Here is a 22,653-nt window from a genome sequence, read left to right as displayed (position 1 = left end):
ACAGCCGTTCGCGTCTTGCGATCGGATAGAGCGGAGGAAGCGGTTCCCGCAGCCGGAAAGGCTGCGGCAGCCATACGCACATGACCATCGGCAAGACAGGACAGATTCTTCTCGCCGATATCGGCGGCACCAATGCGCGCTTCGCGCTCAGTCAGGGCGATCAGACCGGACCGATCGACTACGTCAAAGTGGCAGACTTCCCGACCGTCCGGGAAGCCATTGCCGATGTTCTCGCGCGTCGCTGCCACGGCCAACCGCCCCCAAGGGCCGTGCTGGCCGTCGCAGGACCGGTGACCAACAACCGCTGCGTCATGACCAACAGCCCATGGGTCATCGACGGCAACGAGCTTCAGCCGGCCCTCGGCTTCGACAGCGTCCATGTTCTTAACGATTTCGAGGTGGTGGCCTGGTCCCTGCCCGCCCTGCAGCCCGCCGACCTGATCCCGCTCGGCGGACAGGATGGCCTTCCCGGAGAGCCGTTGCTGGTGGTTGGCCCTGGAACCGGCTTTGGCGTGTCCTGCCTCGTCGAGCGCCACGGCTCACGGCTGGCCGTCGTCACCGAGGCAGGCCACGCGACCCTGCCGGCGGAGGACGAGCGCGAGGAACGCGTGATCGCGTGCATGCGCCGACGCCTCGGCCATGTCTCCATCGAGCGTGGCGCGTTGTCCGGTTCGGGCCTGCAAAGCCTGTACGAGGCGCTGGCCGAGGTGGAAGGCGCTCAGGTGCCGCATCGCGATGCTGCCGCCATCACGAAGGCCGCCCTGGAAGGCAGTTGCGAGCTCAGCCGCAAGACGCTGGAGATGTTTTGCGCCATCCTCGGCTCGGTCGCGGGCAATCTCGCGGTGACCTTCGGCGCACGCGGCGGCGTTTATATCGCCGGCGGAATCGTGCCGCGCTTTCCTGACTTCCTCGCAGCCTCCGCATTCCAGGCGCGCTTCGAAGCCAAGGGACGCTTCCAGGACTATCTGCGCGACATCCCGACCAGACTGGTCACGAAACCTGATGCGAGTTTCCTCGGCCTGACGATGTTCGCGGAGCACAACCAGCCTTAAACGGCGCGCGCCTCCGTCCGCGGGTTCCAGTCATGCACAGCTGATTGCGCGGCACGCGCGCGCGACGCGGGATCGTGCTTGCGCGCACGTCCCGGATGAGAAACAATCCTAGCTTGTGCGTGGCGTAGTTGCGGGGGCGTGACATGCGTAAGCAGGATCTGGGTTTCGACTATCACCGCTATCACCGCCTGCTGCTCGAGGCGGACGACGAGGGCAAGCGGCTGGCCCTGATCGAGCTCTTGATCGAGGAAAAGGCGCGTGACCGCCTCGCAGCCCAGCGCGCTTCGGACCGCGCCGCCATGACGGCCCACACCATCGCCACGGTGCTGAAGAACGGGCGCCACTGAAACGCGTGATCGCACTCCAGTGCCCGAAAATGCGGTATCGATTGCGATTTCATTAACGATCCCTCGAAAGCTCGCGTCAAACTTTTTGCTCTAGGAGTTCCCCACCTGATCCAATTCAGGGGCAACAAAGGGGGGAATGAACATGAGCATGATTTCGATCGCCGCGATGCCGGCCACCAGCGAAACGCGTTTGGCTGATTCTTCGTTTTCTTCGTTCAAGACCATCTTGCTGTTTTGCTGCACGGGCCTGGTCGCCTCGTTCGGCCTGATGGCGCGCGGCATCGATCTCGGCGCCGGCCTGATGTGAAGCCGCGACGAATTCCGTCGCGAAATGGCCGCCCCTGATGGGCGGCCATTTTCATTTTGGTCTCAGTTCGGCGTCTTCGCTGCCGCTTCCGGAAACATCGAATCGATCATCGCCTTGAGCTGATCGATCGAAATCGGCTTGCGCAGGATCGGCCGGCGCCTGAGCAAGGACGGCAGCAGCTCCGGACCGTAGCCCGTGGCGAACAAAAACGGCTTCCCGCGACGCTCGATCAGATCGGCGACCGGATCGACGTAGAGGCCCTTGAGATTGATGTCGAGGATCGCAAGATCGTACTGCGCGGTCATGGCGAAAGCGCTGGCGTCCCGAACATTATCCGCTTCCGCGATGACGTGGTGGCCGAGTTCCTCCACCATGTCCGTCATCATCATCCGGATCAACGTCTCGTCTTCGACCAGGAAAACGGAGAGTCCGTCCGCCATATCAACCCCGCCCATCAGCTTCCCAAGCTAATCATAACCGAATTGCGAAGAGCATTCACGAATTCGTGGCGGGGTCCGTTAATTCGACGCGCCCGATCCGATTCCACTTGATCAATCCAATCCTCGTTCGTGGCTGAGCCGCACCATCTCCTGCACGAACACCTGCTTTTGTTTGTCATCGAGGCTCGAATAGAGGGGCTCGGCGGCGTCGGCGACATTGCGCTGGTCGGCAGCGCGGTCGATCAGGAATTGGGCCTCGTTGCGCATCTGCTCGACGATGTCGTCGGGAGGATCCCGCTTGGCGCGCGCAACCCGCAGGTTGAGCCGCTCGGCACCGTTATGCCCGAGGTAGTGCATGGCGCTCGAGAAGCCGTACCAGTGCTTCTCCTGCTCGGGCGTGAGGTTCAGTTCGGTCTTGATCCGCTCGATATAGGAGTCGCTGTTGGTGACGATCTGGTCGGCGGTCAATTGCGGCGCGCCGATCTGGGTGAGGACCGTGACATCCTTGTCCTGCGGCGCGTTCTTCGCCTCCTTGCTCGCCTTGGCGCCCTTGCCCGCCTTGGCGCTCTTGGCATCTTTGTCCTTGCCGGCGCCCTGCTTGGCGTCCTTGAGCGCATCCTTGCTTGCATCCTTGCTCGGATCTCTGGCGGCAGGCGCCTGATTGCCATTATTGCCAACGCCGAGCACGCCGGTGAACACACCGACCACACCGCCGATCGCGCCGCCGAGCACACCGCCGACCGGACCCGCCGCCTTGTTCCCGGCCGCCGCTCCTTCCTGAACCCCTTTGACCAGGCCTTGAGCGTTCGCCACCGCGGCTGCGCCGAGCAGCAACACGAAAACGGACCCCAGCGCGAACCATCGTCGCAGGTAAAGCCGCGCGGGCGGCGCCGGGTTGATCATTCTGGTCTCCATCTCGATCTGATTAGGCTCTTGGGGATGAGAACCACCCGCCAGCTGCAACTCTATCGTTTTCACCGCTTCGAGGTCTAGGCCCCGACAAATGCTATGCACGCCCGAAAAGTGTTTGCCGCGAGGTGCTTATGCAGGCTCCTTGGAAACTGCGGCGTAATTGCGCACATGTCGGTCGGGCGCGCCAGCGCCAAGTGTGCGTCGCAAAACAACCGGCCGTGGTTCATGGTCCGCGCATGAGGTCGAGGGCGCTGCCGCGTTCCCGGACACAACGTTAGTTCTAGGCGCAAGCCGTTCGGTTTTCTCGACAGACGCAATCAATCATGATCTGATCGCGCTACCAATTTGCCTTCGAAGCCGACGGCATCAACAAGAAACGTCGAACGAGAAACTTTCGAAAAGAAAATCAAAAGCAGAACTCGGAAGAGTTCAGAGGAACGCCAGAACAATAAAACACCCAAGCGAGGAAACGAGATGTCACGCAAGACACTGACGCGACGTCAATTTGTGGCTGCCACTGCAATGTCCTCCGCGGCGCTGATCACGGCGCCCTATGTCCGAGGCGCTTACGCCGCCGGCAAGCTCTCGATCGGCTTCTGGGACCACTGGGTGCCCGGCGCCAACGATGCCTCCACCGCGCTCGTCAAGGAATGGGGCGAGAAGGAGAAGGTCGAAGTCTCGATCGACTACATCACCAGCAACAACAAGAAGATCGAGCTGACGGCAGCGGCCGAAGCCCAGGCCAAGTCCGGTCACGACATTCTCCAGATGCCGAGCTGGTGGCCGCACGCCTATTCCGAGAATCTCGAACCGCTCAACGACGTCATGGAGCCGCTCATCAAGCAGAACGGCGAGGTGAACGACACCGTCAAATATCTCGGGCGGTCGGGCGGCAAATGGCTCGCAGTGCCCGCGACGCCGGGAAGCCAGATCAAGGGCCCCTGCTCCCGCATAGATCTCATGAAGAAACACGCCGGCATCGACGTGCAGGAGATGTATCCAGTCGGCGCCCCGCCGAAAGCAGACAACTGGACCATGGAGACGTTCCTGAAGGCGGCCGAGGCCTGCCACAAGGCCGGCTTCCCCTTCGGCATCGGTCTCGGCGAGACCACCGACAGCGTCGACACCGCCGGCGCGATCTTCCAGTCGTTCGGCGCCGAGCTCGTCAACGCCAAGGGCGATATCACCGTCAAGACCGATGCAGTGCGGCAGGCGCTCGAATTCTACAAGAAGCTGATCGCCGTCCTGCCCACCGACGCGCCGTCCTGGGACGATGCCTCCAACAACAAATGGCTGATCTCGGGCCGCGGGGCGATGATCCTGAATCCGCCGAGTGCCTGGGCGGTCGCCAAGCGCGACGCACCGCAAGTCGCCGAACAGTGCTGGACGCACGGCTTCCCGTCCGGTCCGAAGGGACGTTTTGCGCCCTTCCTGCCGTACTTCTGGGGCGTCTGGGCCTTTGGCAAAAACAAGGAAGCGGCCAAGAGCTTGCTTGTTCACCTGTCCTCGCCGGCGGCGATCGAGAAGTTCGTCGCGGCGAGCGGCGGGTACGATCTGCCGGCCTACGCGAACATGACGAAGTTCAAGACCTGGGCCGAGGAAGGGCCGCCGAAGGGCACGCTCTTCCACTATCCGGATCCCTACAAGCAGCAGACGATGTCGATCGCCGCGTCTCCGGCGCCGCCGAAGATCGCCCAGCAGATCTACTTCCAGGCGACGCTGACCAAGATGGCGCTGCGCTTTGCGCAAGGAGAGAAGTTGGAAACCGCGCTCGCCTGGGCCGAAGGCGAGTGCGAAGGCTTCATGCGAACCTGAGCCGGGTATGTGCCATGGCGGTTCACGCTTCGCGCGTGAGCCGCCGAGGCACACTCGCTCGATCCGCTTGCCGAATGAAGCCGACGGCTGCGCCGGCTTCGCCGTCCTACATGTCCTGCTGCGTGTCCTGCAAAAGAGGCTAACGTCATGGCCGATGTCGTCGTTGAGCAAGGCCGTCCCGCTCGAGCTGCGAGCCCGCGCAAACGGGCGAGCCTGCGCAATGCAATGGGACGGAAATCGACCGTCGCGTTCTTCCTGACGCTGCCGCTGATCCTCCTGATCGCCCTGCTCGTGCTCTATCCCGCCTTCTATTCGGTCTACCTGGCGACGCTGAACAAGGCGATGACGAAGTTCGTCGGTCTCAGCAACTTCACCTTCCTGTTCAAGCGCGAAACGTTCTGGATGGTGGTGAGACAGTCCTGCATTTTTGCGATTACCGCCGTGGTCTTCAAGGCGCTGATCGGCTTCATCGTCGCGCATTTCGTCCACAACATTCCCGGCAAGAAGCAACGTAAATGGCGCGGCATGCTGCTGGTGCCTTGGGTGATCCCACCGGCGATGAGCACGCTGGCATGGCTGTGGCTGTTCGATCCCTCCTACAGCGCCTTCAACTATACGCTGTCGTTCTTCGGCATCGGTCCGATCCCGTGGCTCGGTGACACCTTCTGGGCGCGTTTCTCCGTCATCCTCGTCAACGTCTGGTACGGCGCGCCGTTCTTCCTGATCATGTACCTGGCCGCCTTGAAATCCGTACCCGACCAGCTCTACGAAGCCGCAGCGATCGACGGCGCCAATTGGTGGCAGAAGATCTGGCACATCACCCTGCCGATGATGCGCAACATCATCGCCATCACCACGCTGTTCTCGCTGATCGTCACTTTCGCCAATTTCGACATCGTGCGCATCCTCACCTCCGGCGGTCCGCTGGACCGGACGCATTTGTTCGCCACCTGGGCGTTCCAGGTCGGCATCCAGAGCAGCGACATTCCGCTCGGCGCCTGCGTCTCGCTGTTCATGGTGCCGATCCTCGCCGTCGCAGCGGTCTTCATCCTGCGCGATGTCAACAAACGTGGGAACGAAGCCTGATGAGCACGCTCGCAATCGACAAGGCCGGACCGACACGCAAGGTCAAGCTTCGAAGCATGAGCCGCGACCGCACCTGGGCGCTGCGCTGGTCCTACTTTTTCCTGGTGCTGTTTGCGATCTTCTTCCTGATCCCGCCGATCTACATGCTGATCACCTCGCTCAAGAGCAGCGCGGAGATCTCGGCCGCCACCAATCCGTGGTGGGTATTTCATCCGACGCTGTCGAACTATGTGGAGCTATTGACCTCGAACCAGTTCCTGCGATTCTTCTGGAATTCGTCGATGATCTCGATCGTGGTCGTGATCGTGACGATGCTGATCAGCATTCCGGCGGCGTTTGCATTGGCGCGGATGAAGTTCTGGGGCTCGGCGACGCTCGCGACCGGGGTCTTTCTCACCTATCTGATCCCGGACAGCCTCCTGTTCATTCCCTTGTTCAAGATGCTCGCGGTGGTCCAGGACGTCACCGGCATCACCCTTCTCAACCGCTGGTACGTGCTGGTGTTCATCTATCCGACGCTGACCGTGCCGTTCTGCACCTGGATCATGATCGGTTATTTCGCCTCGATCCCGAAGGAGCTGGACGAGGCGGCTCTCATCGACGGCGCCTCCTGGCTCCAGACCCTGACGCGGATTTTCATTCCGGTTGCCCTCCCTGGCCTGATCGCAGCGACCATCTTCGCCTTCACCGTGTCCTGGGCGCAGTTCCTCTATCCGCTGGTGTTCACGACATCCATCGACCAGCTCGTGCTGCCGGTCGGCATCACCACCACGCTGATCAAGGGCGACGTCTTCAACTGGGGGCAGATCATGACCGGCGCGCTGCTTGGCGCTGCCCCGCCGCTGGTCATCTACGCCTTCCTGATGGACTATTACATTGCCGGCCTGACCGCCGGCGCGACAAAGGGTTGATGTCTTATGGCTGAGGTTGCGTTGCGGAAGGTGGTCAAGCGGTACGACGACGTCGAGGCGGTGCGCGGCATCGATCTCGACATCTCAGACCATGAGTTCATCGTGCTCGTCGGCCCCTCCGGCTGCGGCAAGTCGACGACCTTGCGGATGATCGCGGGACTCGAGGACATCACCGACGGCGACATCATGATCGGCGGGGACGTCGTCAACGACGTGCCGCCGAAGGATCGCGACATCGCGATGGTGTTCCAGAACTACGCGCTCTACCCGCATATGACGGTCGCGGAGAACATGTCGTTCGGGCTGCGGCTCAAGCACTATCCCAAGGCCGAGATCAAGGCGCGGGTGACGGAAGCCGCCCGCCTCCTCGACATCACCGACCTGATCGACCGCAAGCCGAAGCAGCTCTCCGGCGGCCAGCGCCAGCGCGTCGCCATGGGGCGGGCCATCGTGCGCAACCCAAAGGTCTTCCTGTTCGACGAACCGCTGTCCAATCTCGACGCCAAGCTGCGCGTGCAGATGCGGATCGAGATCAAGAAGGTGCACCAGAAAGTGCGCACCACGACGGTCTACGTCACCCACGACCAGGTCGAGGCGATGACGCTGGCTGATCGCGTCGTGGTGATGAACAAGGGTCGGATCGAGCAGATCGGCACCCCGAACGAGCTCTACCACAAGCCGGCGACGCGCTTCGTCGCGGGCTTCATTGGCTCGCCGGCGATGAACTTCATTCCGTGCCGTCTCGAGGACGTTGGCGGCAAGCTCAACGTCCGCCTGACGGATCGCATCTCATTCCCGTTGCCGCCGGCCCGCGCCGCCCGTTACAGCGCGCTGCCCCGATCTGAAAACCTGTTGCTCGGCATCCGTCCCGAACATCTCACGGAATCGCATGCGCATCTCGAGCCGGGTGTCGAGACCTTCGACACCGTGCTTGATGTCACCGAGCCGATGGGAATGGAGACGCTGGTCTATTTCGGACTGGAAGGCACGCCCGTCTGCGGCCGTGTCGATCCCAATGCGGGCGCCAAGGACGGAGCACCCATACGTTTGGCGATGGACCTCAACAATATGCACCTGCTAAACGAGGCGACCGGCGCCGTCTTGTGACGGCCGGCCAAGAAACTCGCGCAGGTAGGGACGATGTCGACCAACAAGAAGAAAATCTTTGTCACGCAAACTTTGTCGCAAGGGGCGCGCGCCCTCCTCACCCAGCGAGATGATATCGAGCTCATCGAGTTTCCGAACCTGATCTCCGCCAGGGATTTCGAGGCCTTGCTGAAGAGCCACGCGCCGGTCCATGGCGTGGCGCTCGGCGCCACCGCTTTCGGCGAGACCGAGCTCGAAGCCTCGAAGGACATGAAGGTGGTGACCCGGATCGGCGTCGGTTACGACGCCGTCGACGTCCCCGCCCTCTCCCGCCGCAAGGTGCCGCTGATGGTCGCCGGCAGCGCGAACTCGCCCTCGGTCGCCGAACAGGCGCTGTTCATGATGCTGACACTGGCAAAACGCGCGCAGGAGATGCACGCCTGCGTGAAAGACGGCAAATGGGCGGACCGTCTCGGCATGCTGCCGTTCGATCTCTACGGCAAGACCGTCCTCATCATCGGCTTCGGCCGCATCGGCACCCGCACCGCCAAGCGCTGCCTGGCGATGGACATGAATGTGCAGGTCTATGATCCCTACAAGGCAGCCGCAGAGATCAAGGCAGCAGGCTGCGAGCCGGTCGCCGACCTCGATGCCGCGCTGCCTCACGCCGATTTCGTCACCATCCACTGCCCGAAGACGCCGGAGACCGTCGGTCTGTTCGACGCGGCGCGGATCGGCCGGATGAAGCCGAAATCCTACCTCATCAACACCGCACGCGGCGGCATCGTGAAGGAGGCGGCGCTGTACGACGCGCTGGTCTCGGGCAAGCTCGCCGGTGCCGGCATCGACGTGTTCGAGGCGGAGCCGCCACCGGTCAGCAACGCGCTGTTCGCGCTGCCCAACGTCATCATGGCGCCGCACGTCGCCGGCGTGACGGTCGAGGCGGTGAGCCGGATGAGCGAGCAGACCGCGCGCAACATCCTGAGTGTGCTGGACGGCGATCCTATCCGGCAGAACATCATCAATCAGGATGTCCTGGGCTGAGCGCATCTCCGGGCTAGGCGGTTCTCTTGGGCGGGCGATCAACCCGCCGCCTTCGGAACGCCAGAATGAGTCCCATTTTGGTGCAGATCGAGCCCTCACTCAGCCTTAATCAAACCCGCGTAATAGGTCCGGCCGCGGCGGCAGTGGGACAGACTTGCCGGCCGCGTCGAGCTGGAGGATGGACCCTTGTCAGAGATCGACCCGACCGACCACGCGTTGGCGACCATCGCCAGCATCCTGGAGCATCCTGAACCCGTCCTCGTCGTGCGCGAGACCGAGACTGTGCGCGAGACCGAGACTGTCACCGTGACTGAAATGGTGGTTGCTGGTGAGCATGGGGTCGCGGACGAGCACCCGATGGTCGACGAGCATCCGGTGGTCGAGGAGCAGCCGCTGGTGCCGGAGCACGCCGACGCCGACGGCTACAGCAAGGTCGGCCCCGGGCCGATGGTGGCGATCCGTCTGAAATGGACGGTCCATCGCGGCGATGACGGCCAGTTCTACGTCCACGAGACCATCGGCGAGCAGTCCGTGCCCGTGGTCAGCGGCCCGATGACCGGCGAAGCCGCGGTGCATTTCGTCGACGCGCATGAGGACGAGGCGCATCGGCGCTTCGAAGAGCTGCGCAGCGAGATCGCCGGCCGCAGCTCGCTCGCCGATTACGAGCGCAAGGGCGAAGCCTAGCGCGCTCTCGCGCGAAGTGGATGCCGGTTCGGCTTATCGTCGTCCGAGATAATCCTTCTTCACGAGCTCGACGCCTGCGTGCCGCAACAGGTCGTAGGCGGTCGTGACGTGAAAGAAGAACTGCGGAACGCTGAAGGTCAGCAGCAGCGTCCGCCCGGTGAAGGGCAACTCGGTCCCGTTCTTCAGCCTGAAGAAGACATTCCGCTCCGCCGCAGCATTGATCTCTGCGCGCGGCAGGCTTTCGATGAACTCGATTGACGTCGCGATGCGGGCCTGGAGCCCGGCCATGTCGTGCTCCAGCACCGGCAGCGCCACCGGCTCGCGGTCGGCGAGCAAGGCCGCGGCGACCGTGGCGTGGCGACAGGCCTCGCCGATCTGTTGCGCCAGATCGTACATGTCGGGCGCCATGCGCATGCCGAGCAGGACGGCCGGGTTGAACTTCCGGGCCTCGGCATAGGCAACGCCCTTGTCGAGCAGTGCGGAGAGGTTGCGCAGATACGGCACGAAGAGTCCGACCGAGGCGTCATACATTGAGATCGTCACTTCAAAATTCCCTTCAATTCCGCCTCGCCAGAGACGGGCATCTGGTCTAAATCCAGGCCTCAAGACAGGCCTCGAGAGCTGCACAATGACAGCTTGGACATGGGTGGAAAAGAGATGATCGTTCGAATGACCATTCGAATTCTGGCGACTTTGGCCGTGGTCCTGCTGGCAAACCTTTCGGCCCACGCACAGCAGACGGCGCCGTCCCGCCTCGACGAGATAGTCAAGCGCGGCACTTTGCGCGTCGGCATGACCGGCGACTACAAGCCCTTCACCTATCTCGACAAGACGACGCAGCAATTCAGTGGCTTCGATGTCGACATGGCGGAGGCACTCGGCAAGGCGCTCGGCGTCAAGGTCGAATTCGTGCCGACGGCTTGGCCGAAGCTGATGAAGGATTTCGAGGCCGATCAGTTCGACATCGCCATGGGCGGCGTCTCGGTCACGCTCGACCGGCAGAAGAAGGGCTTCTTCTCCACGCCGATCATGCGCGAGGGCAAGACGCCGATCGCGCGCTGTGCCGATGTCGGCAAATACCAGAGCATCACCGACATCGACAAGAAGGGCACCCGCGTGATCGTCAATCCCGGCGGCACCAACGAGCGCTTCGCGCGTGCCAACATCAAGGACGCCGACATCACCGTCTTCCCGGACAATACCGTGATCTTCGACGAGATCGCCAAGGGCAATGCCGACCTGATGATGACCGACGCCTCGGAGACGCGCTACCAGCAGAAGCAGCATCAAGGCGTGCTCTGCGCGGTGCATCCCGACAAGCCGTTCGATTTTTCCGAGAAGGCCTATTGGCTCCAGCGCGACATGGCGCTGAAGGCCTTCGTCGATCAATGGCTGCATATTTCGATGCAGGACGGCAGCTACAAGAAGATCTACGCCGCCTGGTTCGATTAGGGCCGCGTCCTCCTGTCGCTTGTGCCGGCCAAACTTTGGACCGGCTCCGGTGTTATTGAACCCCAAACGCAGAAGCCACGACTCATACGGTGACAGTGATCTAGATCACTTTTTGCGATCGAACCGGGGCGTAAGCGTCGGTGCGGGGACCACCTGTTTCAGGAGATGCGAAATGAGGAAGCTGTTGGCCACGGCCGCATTCCTTTTGGCGAGCACCGCTGCGCAGGCGCAGTACACCTTCGACTATGGCGGGCGCACCATCCGCATTGATCCCGACCGCGGCACGGTGCAAATCCCCGGCGTCTACGACAACACCGGCCATGGCAAGGCGAAGAAAGCCAAGAACGATGCCAAGGGGGCTCCCAAAGCGGACCCGCAGGCACCGCAACAGGCCAAGGCTGATCCGCAGCCGCCTGCCAATCCGGCGCCGGCCCCAACACCTGTCACGGCGCCGCCGGCGGCCGAGCAGGCCCCTGTCCAAGCTCCCGTCCAAGCCCCCGTGGCCGTGGCGCCTCCTGCCCCGCCAGCGCCTCCGGCCACCACGGCTAACAAGGCTCCGGCCGAAGAGGCGCTTGTGCCGCCGCCTCAGCCGGCCCCAAGTGCTGCCCCGACCGTGGCCGCAGTACCGCCCGCCCCGCCTCCACCGCCCGCCCCGATGGTCGCAGTCGCGCCGCCGGCGCCATCTCCGCCTCCCGTCCCGGCGCCTGCTCCCGTTCAGTCGGCCGCCGTCGCGCCGCCGGCTCCCGCAACCGCGGCCACGCGCGACCTCAATTCACCGCTCGGCGTCTGGCTCACCGAGGAGAAGGAAGGCAAGGTCCGCATCGAGCAATGCGGCAGCAATCTCTGCGGCTACTCGGTCGATTCGAAATCGAACCAGAATGGCGAGCAGGTTCTGATCAATATGAAGCCCGGCAAGGACCAGAACAAGGACCCAAAATGGTCCGGCCGGATCCTCGATCCGAACTCCGGCTCGACCTACGATTCAACCATCGCGCTGAAGGGCACCGATCGCCTGCGCGTGCAGGGCTGCGCCTTCGGCGGCATGTTCTGCGGCGGCCAGACCTGGACGCGGGTGAACTGACTTCCCGCGACACTCTGACCGAGACAAAGGGCCCGCAATGCGGGCCCTTTTGCTTTTGCCCCTCGATTTCCGGGATGTGCGCGACATCACAGAGCCCGTCGCGCGCGTGACAGCCCTCACATCGCCGGTTCCGCGTCCGTGACACGATCCCCGCATGATCAACCCTAGGGGCGTGTCATGAACGGATTTCGCAAGGCTCTCTTCGCCACAATCATAGTCATCGCGTTGCCGGCCGCGCAGGCCAGCGCCAGCACATTCGACGGCGCATGGAATGTCCGCATCTCGTCATCGAGCGAGACCTGCGGCAACGGCTCGACCGTCGCCATCGGCATCAACAACGGTCAGATCGCCTCGAGCAGCGCAATGGTGACGGCGTCGGGCCGCGTCGCGGATGCCGGCAGCATCAATGTCACCTTGAGCACCGGCATCAAGCGCGCCGTCGGCTTCGGCCGCCTCAGCGGCACCTCCGGCTCCGGCACGTGGCGCGGCAGCATGTGCACGGGAACGTGGACCGCCGAGCGGATGTAAGGTGTCGTGCCCCGGACAAGCAGCGACGTGAAGCGTTGCTGCGCAGAGCCGGGACTCAGCAGTCCTGATGCCGTCAAAAGTTTTGGGCCCCGCATCGGCGACGCATCGCCGCGGGGCGATGCGTCTTGTCCGGGGCACGAGAGCTAGCCCAACGCGGCCCCATACTCCGCGTCGCTCACCGGCTCCAGCCACGTCGAGTAGACGCCGTCGAGCGCTTCTTGCATGGCGATATGGCACATGCCGTTGGTCGGCGATCCGCCGTGCCAGTGCACCTCACCCGGCGGAATCCAGACGGTGTCGCCGGGACGGATCTCCCTGACGGGCCCGCCTTTGGTCTGAACGCGGCCGACACCGGAGATGACGTAGAGGGTCTGCCCGAGCGGATGATGATGCCAATTGGTGCGTGCGCCAGGCTCGAACGAGACACGCGAGCAGTTCAGCCGTGCCGGCGCGGGCGCCATGATCACCGGGTCCTGCCAGACGGTGCCGGTGAAATTTTCCTTGGGCGCGCGGCGGGTCAGCCGCGTGCCTGCAACAGTGATCTCCATTGGGATTACCTCGCTTCTTTCCCGATTACTTCTTGCTTGCTGCGTAGCGCGCCTTGGTCTCGGCGTTCATGGGATAGAGGCCCGGGAGCACCGCGCCATTGTTCACCTCGTTGACGATCCAGGCTTCCATCCGCTCCTGCTCGACACCCTCGTTGAGCACTTGTTCGAGCATCGCCTGCGGGATCAGCACGCAGCCGTCCTGGTCGGCAACAACGATGTCGTTCGGGAACACCGCAACGCCGCCGCAGCCGATCGGCTCGCCCCAGCCGACGAAGGTCAGGCCGGCAACCGACGGCGGCGCGGCAAAGCCGTCGCACCAGACCGGCAGGTTGGTGCCGAGCACGCCCTCGACGTCACGCACGACACCGTCGGTGACGAGTGCGGTGACGCCGCGCTTCATCATGCGCGCGCATAGGATGTCGCCAAAGATGCCGGCGTCGGTGATGCCCATGGCGTCGACCACGGCGATGCAGCCCTCCGGCATCGCCTCGATCGCGGTGCGGGTCGAGATCGGCGACGACCATGACTCCGGCGTCGCCAGATCCTCCCGCGCCGGCACGAAGCGCAGCGTGAAGGCCGGTCCCACCAGGCGCGGCAGACCCGGACGCAGCGGACGCGCGCCGCGCATCCAGATGTTGCGCAGGCCCTTCTTCAGCAGGACCGTGGTGATGGTGGCAGTGGTGATGCCGGCGAGGGTCTTGCGGGCTTCGGGGGATAGCGACATGGAAACAGACGAGCTCCGGATGGGCGGGAAAGAACGCGCATCTTGCGGGGTGCGGGCCTTGCGTCAAGGGCCAACAAGCTACCAATCATGCAGGGCCGCAGCGCTGTTATGCGTCGCGATAACAAGGGTTTATCGCCTCCCCCTGCATTAATTTATTGGACTTGCGGGCGCATTTACGCGAAGCAGGGACGAGCGGAGCTCAAGGCCGAGCCCGCGTATCTCCAGAAGCCCGATTTCGACAGCCCATGTCCGCGACGCTTCCCCCGCCCCGCCTGCTGCCCAGTGGCGACAGCGCCGTCACGGTCGAGTTCAGCCGTACCATCGACGACGACGCCAACCAGCGCGTGCTGGCGCTCGACAAGGCGCTCGCAGCGAGTCCGATCGATGGCATCACCGAGTCCGTGCCGACCTATCGCTCGCTGCTGGTGCATTACGATCCCGGCAAGATCGGCTTCGATGAACTTGGCGAAAAGCTGCTCGCGCTCGCCAGCCAGCCGCTGCCGGCGGCCACCAAGGCCCGCCGATGGCGAATTCCCGTCGCCTATGGCGGCGAGCACGGCATCGACCTCGAGGACGTCGCGAAGGCGCTGAACACCACACCCGACGACATCGTCGCGCGCCACGTCGCCGGCGACTACAAGGTTGCCATGATCGGCTTCACGCCGGGCTGGTCCTATCTCAGCGGCCTCGACAAATCCCTGCAGATGTCGCGGCGGCAGAATCCACGGCTGCTGACGCCTGCCGGCACGATCTCGATCGGCGGCATCCAGGCCGGAATCCAGTGCCTGGCGGCCCCGAGCGGCTGGCACCTGCTCGGCCGCACGCCGGTGCGGACCTATCAGCTCCACCGCAATCCGACCTTCCTCACCGAACCCGGCGATCGCGTGACGTTTTTCGCGATCGACCACAAGACATTCGAGGAACAGGACCGCGCTGCCGAGGCCGGCGAGATCATTGCCGAGCAGGTGGTGGCATGAGCCGGCTCGTGATCGCCAGCATCGGGCCGGCAAGCTCGGTCCAGGACGGCGGACGCCATGGCGCGCAACGCTATGGCCTGACGGTCAGCGGAGCGATGGACCGCCTGTCGCTCGCGGCGGCGAACACGCTTGTCGGCAACGAACCGTTCGCAGCCGCTGTCGAGGTCGGCCCGTTCGGCGCCGCGTTCACCGCGCGCGACGGTGCCGTGCGCGTCGCGATCTCAGGCGCGCCGCGCAATGCGGACATCGCCGGCAGTCCGGTCGCCACGGACACATCGGTGACGCTGAAAGACGGCGAGACGCTGACGCTGGGTTTTGCTCGCGGCGGTGCGTTCACCTATCTGGCGATCGAAGGCGGGATCAAGGGCGAGCCGGTGTTCGGCAGTCTCGCAGTCAACGCCCGTGCCGGTCTCGGCAGCCCCTACCCGCGCCCGCTGCAGGCCGACGACGAATTCAGCGTCGATGCCGCAAGCGGTGCACCGGAACAGCGCATCGAACTGCCGAAGCCGTCGAGCGGTCCGATCCGCGTCCTGCTGGGTCCGCAGGACGACGAGTTCGACGACGCCAACAAGGCGCTGTTCCTCGACAGCGAGTGGAAGATCTCGGCGACCTCCGATCGCATGGGCTACCGGCTGGAAGGTCCCGCGATCAAGCATCTGCACGGCCACAACATCGTCTCCGACGGCACGGTCAACGGCAGCATCCAGGTGCCCGGCAACGGCGCGCCGATCGCGCTGATGATGGATCGCGGCACCTCCGGCGGCTACCCGAAGATCGCGACCGTGATCACGGCCGACGTCGGCCGTCTCGCGCAGACCTCAGCGGGAACGGCGTTCCGCTTCAAGGCGGTCAGCATGGCCGAGGCGCAGGACGAGGCGAAGAAATTTGCGCAGCTGATCCGCAACCTGCCCGATCGCCTGCGTTCTGCCGACACCGTGGCGCTCAACATCGAAGCGCTCAGCGATGCCAACGTCGCGGGCTATGCTGTCAGTGCCGTCGACGCCGGGACCTGGCAGGTCGCGGCCGAGCCGTAAACGACAAGACGACCAGAGACGGAGAGCAACCCATGAAGACGATCGATCTGAATTGCGATCTCGGCGAAGGTTTTGGCGCTTGGGAGATGGGCAATGATGCCGCCATGATCGAGCTGGCGAGCTCGGTCAACGTCGCCTGCGGCTTCCACGCGGGCGACCCCGACATCATGCGCCGAACGGTCGAGCTGGCGAAGGCGCGCGGCGTCTCGGTCGGCGCGCATCCTGGCTATCGCGACCTGCACGGCTTCGGCCGCCATCCGATCGCGGGCCTGAAGGCCTCCGAGATCGAGAACCTCGTCGCCTACCAGATCGGCGCGCTGCAGGCGATCGCGACCGCGGCCGGCCACAAGGTAACGCATGTGAAGGCGCATGGCGCGCTCTCCAACGTCGCCTGCGAGGACGACATGACGGCGAAGGCGATCGCCGCCGGCATCAAGGCGGTCGACCCGAGCCTGATTTTCGTCGTGCTCGCCAATTCCAAGCTGGTGAAGGCCGGCGAAGCCGCCAATCTGCCGATGGTGCACGAGGTGTTCGCCGACCGCGCCTATGAGGACGACGGCAATCTCGTCTCGCGCAAGAAGCCCGGTGCAGTGCTGCATGACGCCAAGGCCATCGCCGACCGCGTGGTGCGCATGGTGCAGGACGGCGCGGTGGTCTCGGTCACCGGCAAGGTCATCAAGATGCGCACCGACACGGTCTGCATCCACGGCGATACGCCGGGCGCCGTCGACATCGCGCGCGGTCTGCGGCAGGCTTTGAAGGATGCAGGGATCGAGGTCGCGCCGTTCAAGCGCGGAGCGTGATCAGAACGGGTGTACCGACAGCGTGCCGAACACGATCGCGGCGATGACGGCGAAGGCGCTGTACATTGCGGCATGATGCACGCTCGCACCGGTCCGCCGCGAGAGCGAGCGCGCGTAGAAGTGCAGCCTGGCTTCCGCCGATAGTTCGCGCATGGTCGATCTCCAACGCCCCATTCGGACGATTATGAAGGATCAACCGGGGTGGCGGGCAAGAGACCGGCGGAAATAGCGATGCGGGTTCTCTGAAAACCCCGCATCGCAGGAGCAAATTCTCCTCGCCCGCCACTTCCGAGAATCTTATTCGCTCAAATCCGAGCCAGTTGGAACCGGCTCGGATGACCGTAGGATGACATCTAGTAGACGTCAGCCTGGAAGCGGCCCGTCTTCTTGAGTTCTGCGACAAAACTGACGGCTTCGTCGGTCGAACGCGCCCCGAATTGGGCGACGATATCGACCAGTGCACGCTCGACGTCCTTGGCCATGCGTTTGGCATCGCCGCAGATGTAGAAATGCGCCCCCTCGGCGAGCCACGTCCACACCTCGCGGCCGACCTCGCGCATGCGGTCCTGCACATAGAACTTCTTCTCGCCGTCGCGCGACCAGGCCAGCGACATACGCGTGAGCAGGCCCGAGGTCTTCATCGCGTTGAGCTCCTCCTGGTAGAAGAAGTCGCAATCGCTGCGCTGATGGCCGAAGAACAGCCAGTTCTTGCCAGGCGCACCGGTCGCCTTGCGGTCGAACAGGAAGGCGCGGAACGGCGCAATGCCGGTGCCGGGGCCGATCATGATGATCGGCGTCTTCGGATCCTGCGGCAGGCCGAAATTGTGCGCCTTCTGCACATAGACCTTGAGCTTCTCGCCCTCAGCGATGCGCTCGCCGAGGAAGGTCGAGGCAACGCCGATGCGCTTGCGTTTGCCGATCACGTAGCGCACGGAATCGACCGTCAGCGACAGCTTTCCAGGCGTCGCATTGTGCGAGGACGAGATCGAATAGAGCCGCGGCTGCAGCGGCTCGAGCGCCTCCACGAAGGCTTCGGGATGCGGCCGCGTGCCCGAGAACTTCTGCAGCGCCGCCATGACGTCGAGCGTTGCGGCATCGCCATCGGGATCCTCGCCCTGTGCCAGCGCCCGCGCCTTCTCGCGCTGCGCGCCGCCGGTGATGAAGGAGAGCAGTTCGAATAGCGTGTCGGGCGCCGGCGACAACGAGACGTCGTCGATCAGCACCTCGCGCAGCGTCTTGCCGTTGACCTTCGTGGTGTGGGAGGCACCGAGCAACGCGATGACCTGGTCGACAAGGCCGAGCTCGTTCCGCGCGAACACGCCAAAACTGTCACCGACGACGTAGTCGAGTTTGCTCTCGGAGAGATCGAACTCGACGTGATAGGTTTCCTTCTCGGACTTTCCCTTGTTGAGAAGACGGCGCGACAGGAAGGTCGCCGCAACGGGGTTGTCCCGCGAGCGGCCGGGCTCGGCGATCGTCACGGTCACGGCGGGGGCCGCCACCGCGTCTTGCTTGTCAGCCGGCTTTGCCGCCGGCGCCTTGTCCAGCTCTTCGTGCAACGACTTCAGCATCCGTGCGGTTTCCTTGCCACCGGGGACGCAGAGGTTGAGGCGCGCTTCACTGCGGCTCGCGATCGCCTCCGAATAGTCGTGGCAATTGTAGCCGCACTGCCCGCAATCCTGCTGCGCCATCGCCGCCATCATCTTGCGCCGCACGGGACGGCCTTCGGCGAGCTTCATCCGATCGGCGATCGGCATGGTCTGGTCGTGCCACGGCGCTTCACCGTCGTCACCGTCACCAGCCTGCATGACCGCGGCGCCCTGCTCCGCCGACAGCGGCGTGGCCGCCTCAGGCGACAGCAGCCCGGCAAAGAAGCCGTTCAGCCAGGAGCGTTGCGCGTCGGAGAACGGGGCGCTCGTGGGAATAATGTCGAGTTTGGGTGGAGGGCTGATCTGGTTCATGAGGACACCTCGGCATCGGCAAGCTTGCGCAGCGTCTCGCCGTCGTGGCGGCGCGCAAAGGACAGGAAGGTTTCGTCAGGAGACGAGCGATGGGCGATATAGGCCTTGAGCAGCCCTTCGACCGTCTTCGGCGCGTCCTCGGCCTTGAGGTCGTGATAGACCTCCTGACCGACGTCGGCGTCAGGACCGAACCCGCCGCCGGTGAAGAGATGATAGCCCTCCACCGTGTCCTCCTCGTTGACAGGCACGCGCGCCCCGATCAGACCGATGTCGCTGATGTAGTGCTGGGCACAGGAATGGTGGCAGCCGGTGACGTGGATGTTGACCGGCTTGTCCATCTCGACGCGCGGCTCGCACCATTCGCCGATCTCGGCGGCGTGACGCTTGGTGTTGGAGGCGGCAAAGCGGCAACCGGCATTGCCGGTGCAGGCGATCAGGCCGGCGCGGATGTGCGAGGCCTCGGCCGCGAGCCCGATCTGCTTGATCGCCGCAACGGCAAGCTCGACATTCTCGTCACGCACCCCTGATATCAGCAGGTTCTGCCAGACGGTCAGACGGATCTCGCCGTCACCGAGGTCCAGCGCCACCTTGGCGAGACCCCGCATCTGATCGCAGCTGATCTTGCCGAGCGTCAGCGACACGCCGATCCAGTTCAAGCCGTCCTGCTTCTGCTTGTGCACGCCGATATGCGCCATGCGGTCCGCGGCCGGCCGCGGCGCAAACGCCTCTTCCGTCACGCGCGTGAACGGCGTCTTCAGCCGCTCTTCGACCAGCTTGAGAAAGCCGTCATGGCCCATGGCGTCGAGCACGTATTTCAACCGCGCCTTGTTGCGGTTGGTGCGGTCGCCGTGCTCGATGAAGACGCGCACGATGGCGTCGGCAACGGCGGTAGCGTCTTCAGGCTTGACGACGATGCCGGAATATTTCGCAAAGTCCTTGTGGCCGGTGATGCCGCCGAGGCCGAGGCGGAACCAGATCCCGGGTTCGACGCCGAACCCATCCTTCACCTCATACGCCGTGAAGGCGATGTCGTTGGTCTCCTCGAGCACCGCGATCTTGCCGGCGCCGTCGAAGGCGACGTTGAACTTGCGCGGCAAGCCATACAACGAGCGATCGTTCAGGATGTGGTAGTGCCACTCGCGCGCATAAGGCCGCGTGTCGATCAGCTCCTGCGGATCGATGCCCGCCGTCGGCGTTCCCGTCACGTTGCGGATGTTGTCGGCGCCGGAGCCGCGCGAGCACAGGCCGAGATCCTGTATGCCCTCGATCAGCTTCACGGCGTTCTTCGGCGGGATCTCGCGAAGCTGGAGATTGGCACGCGTCGTGACGTGGCTGTAGGGCCCGCAGGTTTCATCGGCGAGGTCGGCAAGGCCGGACAGTTGCCAGTGCTTCATGATGCCGTTCGGAATGCGCAGACGGCACATGTAGGAGTCCTGCGTCGGCGCGACGTAGAAGATGCCGTAATAGCGCCAGCGGAAATTGTCCGCCGGGCTTGGCGGCGTATTATCGAGCGCCTGCTGGCGGAGACGCGGATAGGCATCGAAGGGATGCTCGTCGCGCTTGACCTTCTCCTGGTCGGCGAGCTTCTTGCCCGCGGCGATCACCTTGTCCTGCGCCTTGATGTGCACGGCATCGGGACCGGTCGGCTCGGCGTTCGCCTTGCCGGCGCCGCCGCCGAGACCGCGACCGACGCGACTGATCTGCAGACCGGTCGTGAAGCCTTCAAGGTAGCGTTTCTGGTCGTCGGTAAAGTCGACTGAGACGGTGTCGAGTTTCATGGTCAGTAACGAAGCTCCTGCGGCCACCTGGGTGGTATCGACGGAAAGTGCACGACCCGCGAGGAGCTCGGCTGGCTCGAGAGCCGGCTGCGCACCCAGCGGTCCGAACAGCTTCGTTGCTGGGGACTGGCGCAGCAGGCATCTGTGACAGGCTGGCCGCACTGCAACATTCAAGTTGCGTGCCAGCTTCGATGAAATGAAAATGTGTGAGGTATCAGGTAATTAAGAGCGCGCCGGGGAACTCTGGGCTCCGGAACTCTTATGAAATTCGAGCAGTCGGCCTAAAATTTAGACTCGGATCTCCAGCGCTCAAAAACGATGCAGACCCGAATCACACCTTCCAGCGGCCCACCTCGAAGGCCTCGAGATGCCCCCGAATATTGGCGGGATCGAAGGCGGGGCCGGCGAATGCGCCGAATGCCGCGGGGGCTTGGGCGGGCGGCCGGCGCCCGAGGGCGCCGTCGTAGAGATCGGGCCTGAACACGGCCATCGCCGTCTTGACGCCGTCGGGCGTCAGCGTCGTCTGCCCCCAGCGCACCATCTGCGCATAGAGCCAGGCGGCCTGGACCGGATCGGGGCGCCCTGCTTCCTCGCGTCCCACCAGGAGGTAGCTGCCGCTCTCGCGAAAGGTGCCGTCCGGCGAAATCTTGAGGCGCCCCGTGAGGGTGCGCTGGATGACTTCGGCATCGACGCCGATCCGCTCCGGCTGCGCCAGGATCTGCGCCGCTTCGGTCCGGTTTTCGGGATGCTCGATGAACTCGGCGGCTTTCACCGCCGCGCGCACCAGGCTGGCTACCACGTCGGGATTCTTGTCGGCCCAGACCTGGCGGAGCGCCAGCACCTTCTCCGCCGCATGGGCCAGGATGTCGGAGACGAAATGCAGGATGTGGCCGATCCCGAGATCGACCGCGATCGAATTCCAGGGCGCACCGACGCAGAACGCATCGACATGCCCATTGGCAAGACTGTCGACCATATAGGGCGGCGGCAGCACGACCAGCCGCACGTCCTCGTCGGGATCGACGCCGGCCGCCGCCATCCAGAACCGCAATTGATAATTGTGGGTCGAGAACGGGAAGGTCATGCCGAAGGTCAACGGATCGGCCCCAGCCTTGCGCCGCTTGGTGACCACGCGCGCCAACGCTTTTGCCGTGGCGAGCGGATCGAAGCGGTCGCCGTCGATCTCCTCCATCAGCGCGGTATGAAGCGCCGGCGAGACCGTGATCGCGTTGCCGTTGATGCCGAGATTGAAGGGCGCCGCGATCGGCACCTTGACGTGGCCGAGCCCGAGCGAGGACGCAATCGCGACGGGAGCGAGCAGATGCGCGGCGTCGAACAAGCCGATATTGAGCTTGTCGCGGACGTTGGACCAGGAGACCTCGCGGACCAGTTCGACCTCGAGCCCTTCAGCCGCGGCAAATCCCTTGTCGACGGCAACGATCAGCGCTGCGGCATCGACCAGCGGAATGAACCCGATGCGGAGGGGAGCGGTCATTTCAGCATCTCCGACGCGGTGATGATCGACTGGGCGATCTCGCCGATTTTCTTCTTCTCGCGCATCGCAGTGGAGCGCAGCAGCACATAGGCCTCGTCCTCGGTGAGGCCTTTCACCTTCATCAGGATGCCCTTGGCCTTCTCGATGACCTTGCGATCCTCGAGCTGCGACTTGGTACGCTCCAGTTCCTCCTGGAGTTTTGCGAAGGCATTGAAGCGCGACACGCAGAGGTCGAGGATCGGCTTGATGCGCTCCTTCCTCAGCCCGTCCACGATATAGGCGGAGACCCCCGCCTCGACCGAGGCCTGGATCGAGGATGAATCGCTCTGGTCGACGAACATCGCGATCGGCCGCTTCACGGCGCGGCTGACCTGGAACATCGCTTCCAGCACGTCGCGGCTGGGGTTTTCCAGATCGATCAGGATGATGTCGGGATCGACCGCATAAATCCGGGCGAGCAGGCTCTGCATCTCGCGGATATGGACGATCTGCGTAAATCCGGCCTCCCGCAACCCTTCTTCGAGGATCGCAGCCCGGATCGGGCTTTCGTCGACGATCACGATTTTGGGCGACTGTTCGGCGCTCATT

At 64.0% G+C, this 22,653-nt stretch carries 25 protein-coding genes; 15 read left to right on the top strand and 10 right to left on the bottom strand.

What is annotated here, in order from left to right; translation table 11 throughout:
- Window positions 1-80 precede the first annotated feature (80 nt).
- The 3 genes from glk to RX329_RS22565 all read left to right on the top strand — a co-directional run bounded on the left by glk (window position 81) and on the right by RX329_RS22565 (window position 1,706).
- Window positions 81-1,052, top strand: a complete 972-nt coding sequence (gene glk, locus RX329_RS22575; RefSeq protein ID WP_317244262.1) for a glucokinase — start codon at window positions 81-83, stop codon at window positions 1,050-1,052.
- Between the two features lie 143 nt (window positions 1,053-1,195).
- Complete coding sequence (locus RX329_RS22570) at window positions 1,196-1,399, top strand: hypothetical protein (protein ID WP_018457896.1); 204 nt, start codon at window positions 1,196-1,198, stop codon at window positions 1,397-1,399.
- A 142-nt stretch (window positions 1,400-1,541) separates the two neighbouring features.
- The gene (locus RX329_RS22565; protein WP_162847220.1) at window positions 1,542-1,706 is read left to right on the top strand and encodes a hypothetical protein; all 165 of its coding nucleotides are present in this window, start codon (window positions 1,542-1,544) and stop codon (window positions 1,704-1,706) included.
- 62 nt (window positions 1,707-1,768) lie between these two features.
- Here RX329_RS22565 and RX329_RS22560 read toward each other — a convergent pair whose 3' ends face one another.
- Both RX329_RS22560 and RX329_RS22555 read right to left on the bottom strand, forming a co-directional pair.
- Window positions 1,769-2,146, bottom strand: a complete 378-nt coding sequence (locus RX329_RS22560; RefSeq protein WP_026233459.1) for a response regulator — start codon at window positions 2,144-2,146, stop codon at window positions 1,769-1,771.
- 111 nt (window positions 2,147-2,257) lie between these two features.
- Window positions 2,258-3,049, bottom strand: a complete 792-nt coding sequence (locus tag RX329_RS22555; protein WP_317244261.1) for a Spy/CpxP family protein refolding chaperone — start codon at window positions 3,047-3,049, stop codon at window positions 2,258-2,260.
- A 483-nt stretch (window positions 3,050-3,532) separates the two neighbouring features.
- Here RX329_RS22555 and RX329_RS22550 point away from each other — a divergent pair, with 483 nt between their 5' ends.
- The 6 genes from RX329_RS22550 (at window position 3,533) to RX329_RS22525 (ending at window position 9,684) form a co-directional block, all read left to right on the top strand.
- A complete protein-coding gene (locus RX329_RS22550; protein ID WP_026233460.1) occupies window positions 3,533-4,873 on the top strand; it encodes an ABC transporter substrate-binding protein in 1,341 nt (446 codons plus the stop codon).
- A gap of 147 nt (window positions 4,874-5,020) precedes the next feature.
- A complete protein-coding gene (locus RX329_RS22545) occupies window positions 5,021-5,959 on the top strand; it encodes a carbohydrate ABC transporter permease (protein WP_007590928.1) in 939 nt (312 codons plus the stop codon).
- Window positions 5,959-6,870, top strand: coding sequence for a carbohydrate ABC transporter permease (locus RX329_RS22540; RefSeq protein WP_018457902.1), 912 nt, complete (start codon window positions 5,959-5,961; stop codon window positions 6,868-6,870). The genes RX329_RS22545 and RX329_RS22540 overlap by 1 nt, the downstream gene beginning before the upstream one ends.
- 6 nt (window positions 6,871-6,876) lie before the next feature.
- A complete protein-coding gene (locus RX329_RS22535) occupies window positions 6,877-7,977 on the top strand; it encodes an ABC transporter ATP-binding protein (protein ID WP_018457903.1) in 1,101 nt (366 codons plus the stop codon).
- A gap of 33 nt (window positions 7,978-8,010) precedes the next feature.
- Window positions 8,011-9,000 (top strand): hydroxyacid dehydrogenase, encoded by a 990-nt coding sequence (locus tag RX329_RS22530; protein ID WP_085353081.1) that lies wholly within the window; start codon window positions 8,011-8,013, stop codon window positions 8,998-9,000.
- A 186-nt stretch (window positions 9,001-9,186) separates the two neighbouring features.
- On the top strand, window positions 9,187-9,684 hold the full coding sequence (locus RX329_RS22525; RefSeq protein WP_085385225.1) for a hypothetical protein: 498 nt from the start codon (window positions 9,187-9,189) through the stop codon (window positions 9,682-9,684).
- 33 nt (window positions 9,685-9,717) lie between these two features.
- Here RX329_RS22525 and RX329_RS22520 read toward each other — a convergent pair whose 3' ends face one another.
- On the bottom strand, window positions 9,718-10,215 hold the full coding sequence (locus RX329_RS22520; RefSeq protein WP_018457906.1) for a DUF1993 family protein: 498 nt from the start codon (window positions 10,213-10,215) through the stop codon (window positions 9,718-9,720).
- A gap of 138 nt (window positions 10,216-10,353) precedes the next feature.
- On the opposite strand from RX329_RS22520, the gene RX329_RS22515 reads away from it, so the two are divergent.
- The 3 genes from RX329_RS22515 (at window position 10,354) to RX329_RS22505 (ending at window position 12,745) form a co-directional block, all read left to right on the top strand.
- Complete coding sequence (locus RX329_RS22515; RefSeq protein ID WP_018457907.1) at window positions 10,354-11,136, top strand: transporter substrate-binding domain-containing protein; 783 nt, start codon at window positions 10,354-10,356, stop codon at window positions 11,134-11,136.
- 172 nt (window positions 11,137-11,308) lie between these two features.
- A complete protein-coding gene (locus RX329_RS22510; RefSeq protein WP_317244260.1) occupies window positions 11,309-12,217 on the top strand; it encodes a DUF2147 domain-containing protein in 909 nt (302 codons plus the stop codon).
- Window positions 12,218-12,394: 177 nt separating this feature from the next.
- Window positions 12,395-12,745 (top strand): hypothetical protein, encoded by a 351-nt coding sequence (locus RX329_RS22505; RefSeq protein WP_007590916.1) that lies wholly within the window; start codon window positions 12,395-12,397, stop codon window positions 12,743-12,745.
- A gap of 143 nt (window positions 12,746-12,888) precedes the next feature.
- Here the strand turns inward: RX329_RS22505 and RX329_RS22500 are convergent, their stop codons facing one another.
- Window positions 12,889-13,293, bottom strand: coding sequence for a cupin domain-containing protein (locus RX329_RS22500; RefSeq protein WP_018457909.1), 405 nt, complete (start codon window positions 13,291-13,293; stop codon window positions 12,889-12,891).
- 25 nt (window positions 13,294-13,318) lie between these two features.
- Window positions 13,319-14,017, bottom strand: coding sequence for a ribonuclease activity regulator RraA (locus tag RX329_RS22495; protein ID WP_317244259.1), 699 nt, complete (start codon window positions 14,015-14,017; stop codon window positions 13,319-13,321).
- A 245-nt stretch (window positions 14,018-14,262) separates the two neighbouring features.
- Between RX329_RS22495 and pxpB the strand changes: the two genes are divergently transcribed.
- From pxpB to RX329_RS22480, 3 genes are read left to right on the top strand one after another with little or no spacing between them, the layout of a single operon-like run.
- A complete protein-coding gene (pxpB, locus tag RX329_RS22490; protein WP_317244258.1) occupies window positions 14,263-14,994 on the top strand; it encodes a 5-oxoprolinase subunit PxpB in 732 nt (243 codons plus the stop codon).
- Window positions 14,991-16,028 carry a biotin-dependent carboxyltransferase family protein gene (locus RX329_RS22485; protein ID WP_018457912.1) on the top strand — a complete coding sequence of 346 codons (1,038 nt, stop codon included), beginning with the start codon at window positions 14,991-14,993 and terminating at the stop codon, window positions 16,026-16,028. Before pxpB ends, RX329_RS22485 begins: the two co-directional genes overlap by 4 nt.
- Before the next feature lie 32 nt (window positions 16,029-16,060).
- Window positions 16,061-16,831, top strand: a complete 771-nt coding sequence (locus RX329_RS22480) for a LamB/YcsF family protein (protein ID WP_018457913.1) — start codon at window positions 16,061-16,063, stop codon at window positions 16,829-16,831.
- Here the strand turns inward: RX329_RS22480 and RX329_RS22475 are convergent, their stop codons facing one another.
- From RX329_RS22475 to RX329_RS22455, 5 genes are all read right to left on the bottom strand, one after another.
- Window positions 16,832-16,984: a hypothetical protein gene (locus RX329_RS22475; protein ID WP_007590908.1), complete on the bottom strand. Its 153-nt coding sequence runs from the start codon at window positions 16,982-16,984 to the stop codon at window positions 16,832-16,834.
- 200 nt (window positions 16,985-17,184) lie between these two features.
- Window positions 17,185-18,792, bottom strand: coding sequence for a sulfite reductase subunit alpha (locus RX329_RS22470; RefSeq protein ID WP_018457914.1), 1,608 nt, complete (start codon window positions 18,790-18,792; stop codon window positions 17,185-17,187).
- Window positions 18,789-20,570, bottom strand: a complete 1,782-nt coding sequence (locus RX329_RS22465) for a NirA family protein (RefSeq protein ID WP_018457915.1) — start codon at window positions 20,568-20,570, stop codon at window positions 18,789-18,791. The genes RX329_RS22470 and RX329_RS22465 overlap by 4 nt, the downstream gene beginning before the upstream one ends.
- Before the next feature lie 331 nt (window positions 20,571-20,901).
- A complete protein-coding gene (locus RX329_RS22460) occupies window positions 20,902-22,065 on the bottom strand; it encodes a CmpA/NrtA family ABC transporter substrate-binding protein (RefSeq protein WP_018457916.1) in 1,164 nt (387 codons plus the stop codon).
- Window positions 22,062-22,652 carry an ANTAR domain-containing response regulator gene (locus RX329_RS22455; RefSeq protein ID WP_007590901.1) on the bottom strand — a complete coding sequence of 197 codons (591 nt, stop codon included), beginning with the start codon at window positions 22,650-22,652 and terminating at the stop codon, window positions 22,062-22,064. Before RX329_RS22455 ends, RX329_RS22460 begins: the two co-directional genes overlap by 4 nt.
- Window position 22,653: the final 1 nt, after the last annotated feature.

Source organism: Bradyrhizobium sp. BWC-3-1 (assembly GCF_032917965.1).
GTDB lineage: Bacteria > Pseudomonadota > Alphaproteobacteria > Rhizobiales > Xanthobacteraceae > Bradyrhizobium > Bradyrhizobium canariense_D.
This window is presented reverse-complemented; position numbering and strand designations above follow the sequence as displayed.

Excerpts from the sequence above, each read along its gene's own strand:
- glk (WP_317244262.1), top strand. The coding sequence starts at position 81 with ATGACCATCGGCAAGACAGGACAGATTCTTCTCGCCGATATCGGCGGC.
- RX329_RS22570 (WP_018457896.1), top strand. The coding sequence starts at position 1,196 with ATGCGTAAGCAGGATCTGGGTTTCGACTATCACCGCTATCACCGCCTG.
- RX329_RS22565 (WP_162847220.1), top strand. The coding sequence starts at position 1,542 with ATGAGCATGATTTCGATCGCCGCGATGCCGGCCACCAGCGAAACGCGT.
- RX329_RS22560 (WP_026233459.1), bottom strand. The coding sequence starts at position 2,146 with ATGGCGGACGGACTCTCCGTTTTCCTGGTCGAAGACGAGACGTTGATC.
- RX329_RS22555 (WP_317244261.1), bottom strand. The coding sequence starts at position 3,049 with ATGATCAACCCGGCGCCGCCCGCGCGGCTTTACCTGCGACGATGGTTC.
- RX329_RS22550 (WP_026233460.1), top strand. The coding sequence starts at position 3,533 with ATGTCACGCAAGACACTGACGCGACGTCAATTTGTGGCTGCCACTGCA.
- RX329_RS22545 (WP_007590928.1), top strand. The coding sequence starts at position 5,021 with ATGGCCGATGTCGTCGTTGAGCAAGGCCGTCCCGCTCGAGCTGCGAGC.
- RX329_RS22540 (WP_018457902.1), top strand. The coding sequence starts at position 5,959 with ATGAGCACGCTCGCAATCGACAAGGCCGGACCGACACGCAAGGTCAAG.
- RX329_RS22535 (WP_018457903.1), top strand. The coding sequence starts at position 6,877 with ATGGCTGAGGTTGCGTTGCGGAAGGTGGTCAAGCGGTACGACGACGTC.
- RX329_RS22530 (WP_085353081.1), top strand. The coding sequence starts at position 8,011 with ATGTCGACCAACAAGAAGAAAATCTTTGTCACGCAAACTTTGTCGCAA.
- RX329_RS22520 (WP_018457906.1), bottom strand. The coding sequence starts at position 10,215 with ATGTATGACGCCTCGGTCGGACTCTTCGTGCCGTATCTGCGCAACCTC.
- RX329_RS22515 (WP_018457907.1), top strand. The coding sequence starts at position 10,354 with ATGACCATTCGAATTCTGGCGACTTTGGCCGTGGTCCTGCTGGCAAAC.
- RX329_RS22510 (WP_317244260.1), top strand. The coding sequence starts at position 11,309 with ATGAGGAAGCTGTTGGCCACGGCCGCATTCCTTTTGGCGAGCACCGCT.
- RX329_RS22505 (WP_007590916.1), top strand. The coding sequence starts at position 12,395 with ATGAACGGATTTCGCAAGGCTCTCTTCGCCACAATCATAGTCATCGCG.
- RX329_RS22500 (WP_018457909.1), bottom strand. The coding sequence starts at position 13,293 with ATGGAGATCACTGTTGCAGGCACGCGGCTGACCCGCCGCGCGCCCAAG.
- RX329_RS22495 (WP_317244259.1), bottom strand. The coding sequence starts at position 14,017 with ATGTCGCTATCCCCCGAAGCCCGCAAGACCCTCGCCGGCATCACCACT.
- pxpB (WP_317244258.1), top strand. The coding sequence starts at position 14,263 with ATGTCCGCGACGCTTCCCCCGCCCCGCCTGCTGCCCAGTGGCGACAGC.
- RX329_RS22485 (WP_018457912.1), top strand. The coding sequence starts at position 14,991 with ATGAGCCGGCTCGTGATCGCCAGCATCGGGCCGGCAAGCTCGGTCCAG.
- RX329_RS22480 (WP_018457913.1), top strand. The coding sequence starts at position 16,061 with ATGAAGACGATCGATCTGAATTGCGATCTCGGCGAAGGTTTTGGCGCT.
- RX329_RS22475 (WP_007590908.1), bottom strand. The coding sequence starts at position 16,984 with ATGCGCGAACTATCGGCGGAAGCCAGGCTGCACTTCTACGCGCGCTCG.
- RX329_RS22470 (WP_018457914.1), bottom strand. The coding sequence starts at position 18,792 with ATGAACCAGATCAGCCCTCCACCCAAACTCGACATTATTCCCACGAGC.
- RX329_RS22465 (WP_018457915.1), bottom strand. The coding sequence starts at position 20,570 with ATGAAACTCGACACCGTCTCAGTCGACTTTACCGACGACCAGAAACGC.
- RX329_RS22460 (WP_018457916.1), bottom strand. The coding sequence starts at position 22,065 with ATGACCGCTCCCCTCCGCATCGGGTTCATTCCGCTGGTCGATGCCGCA.
- RX329_RS22455 (WP_007590901.1), bottom strand. The coding sequence starts at position 22,652 with ATGAGCGCCGAACAGTCGCCCAAAATCGTGATCGTCGACGAAAGCCCG.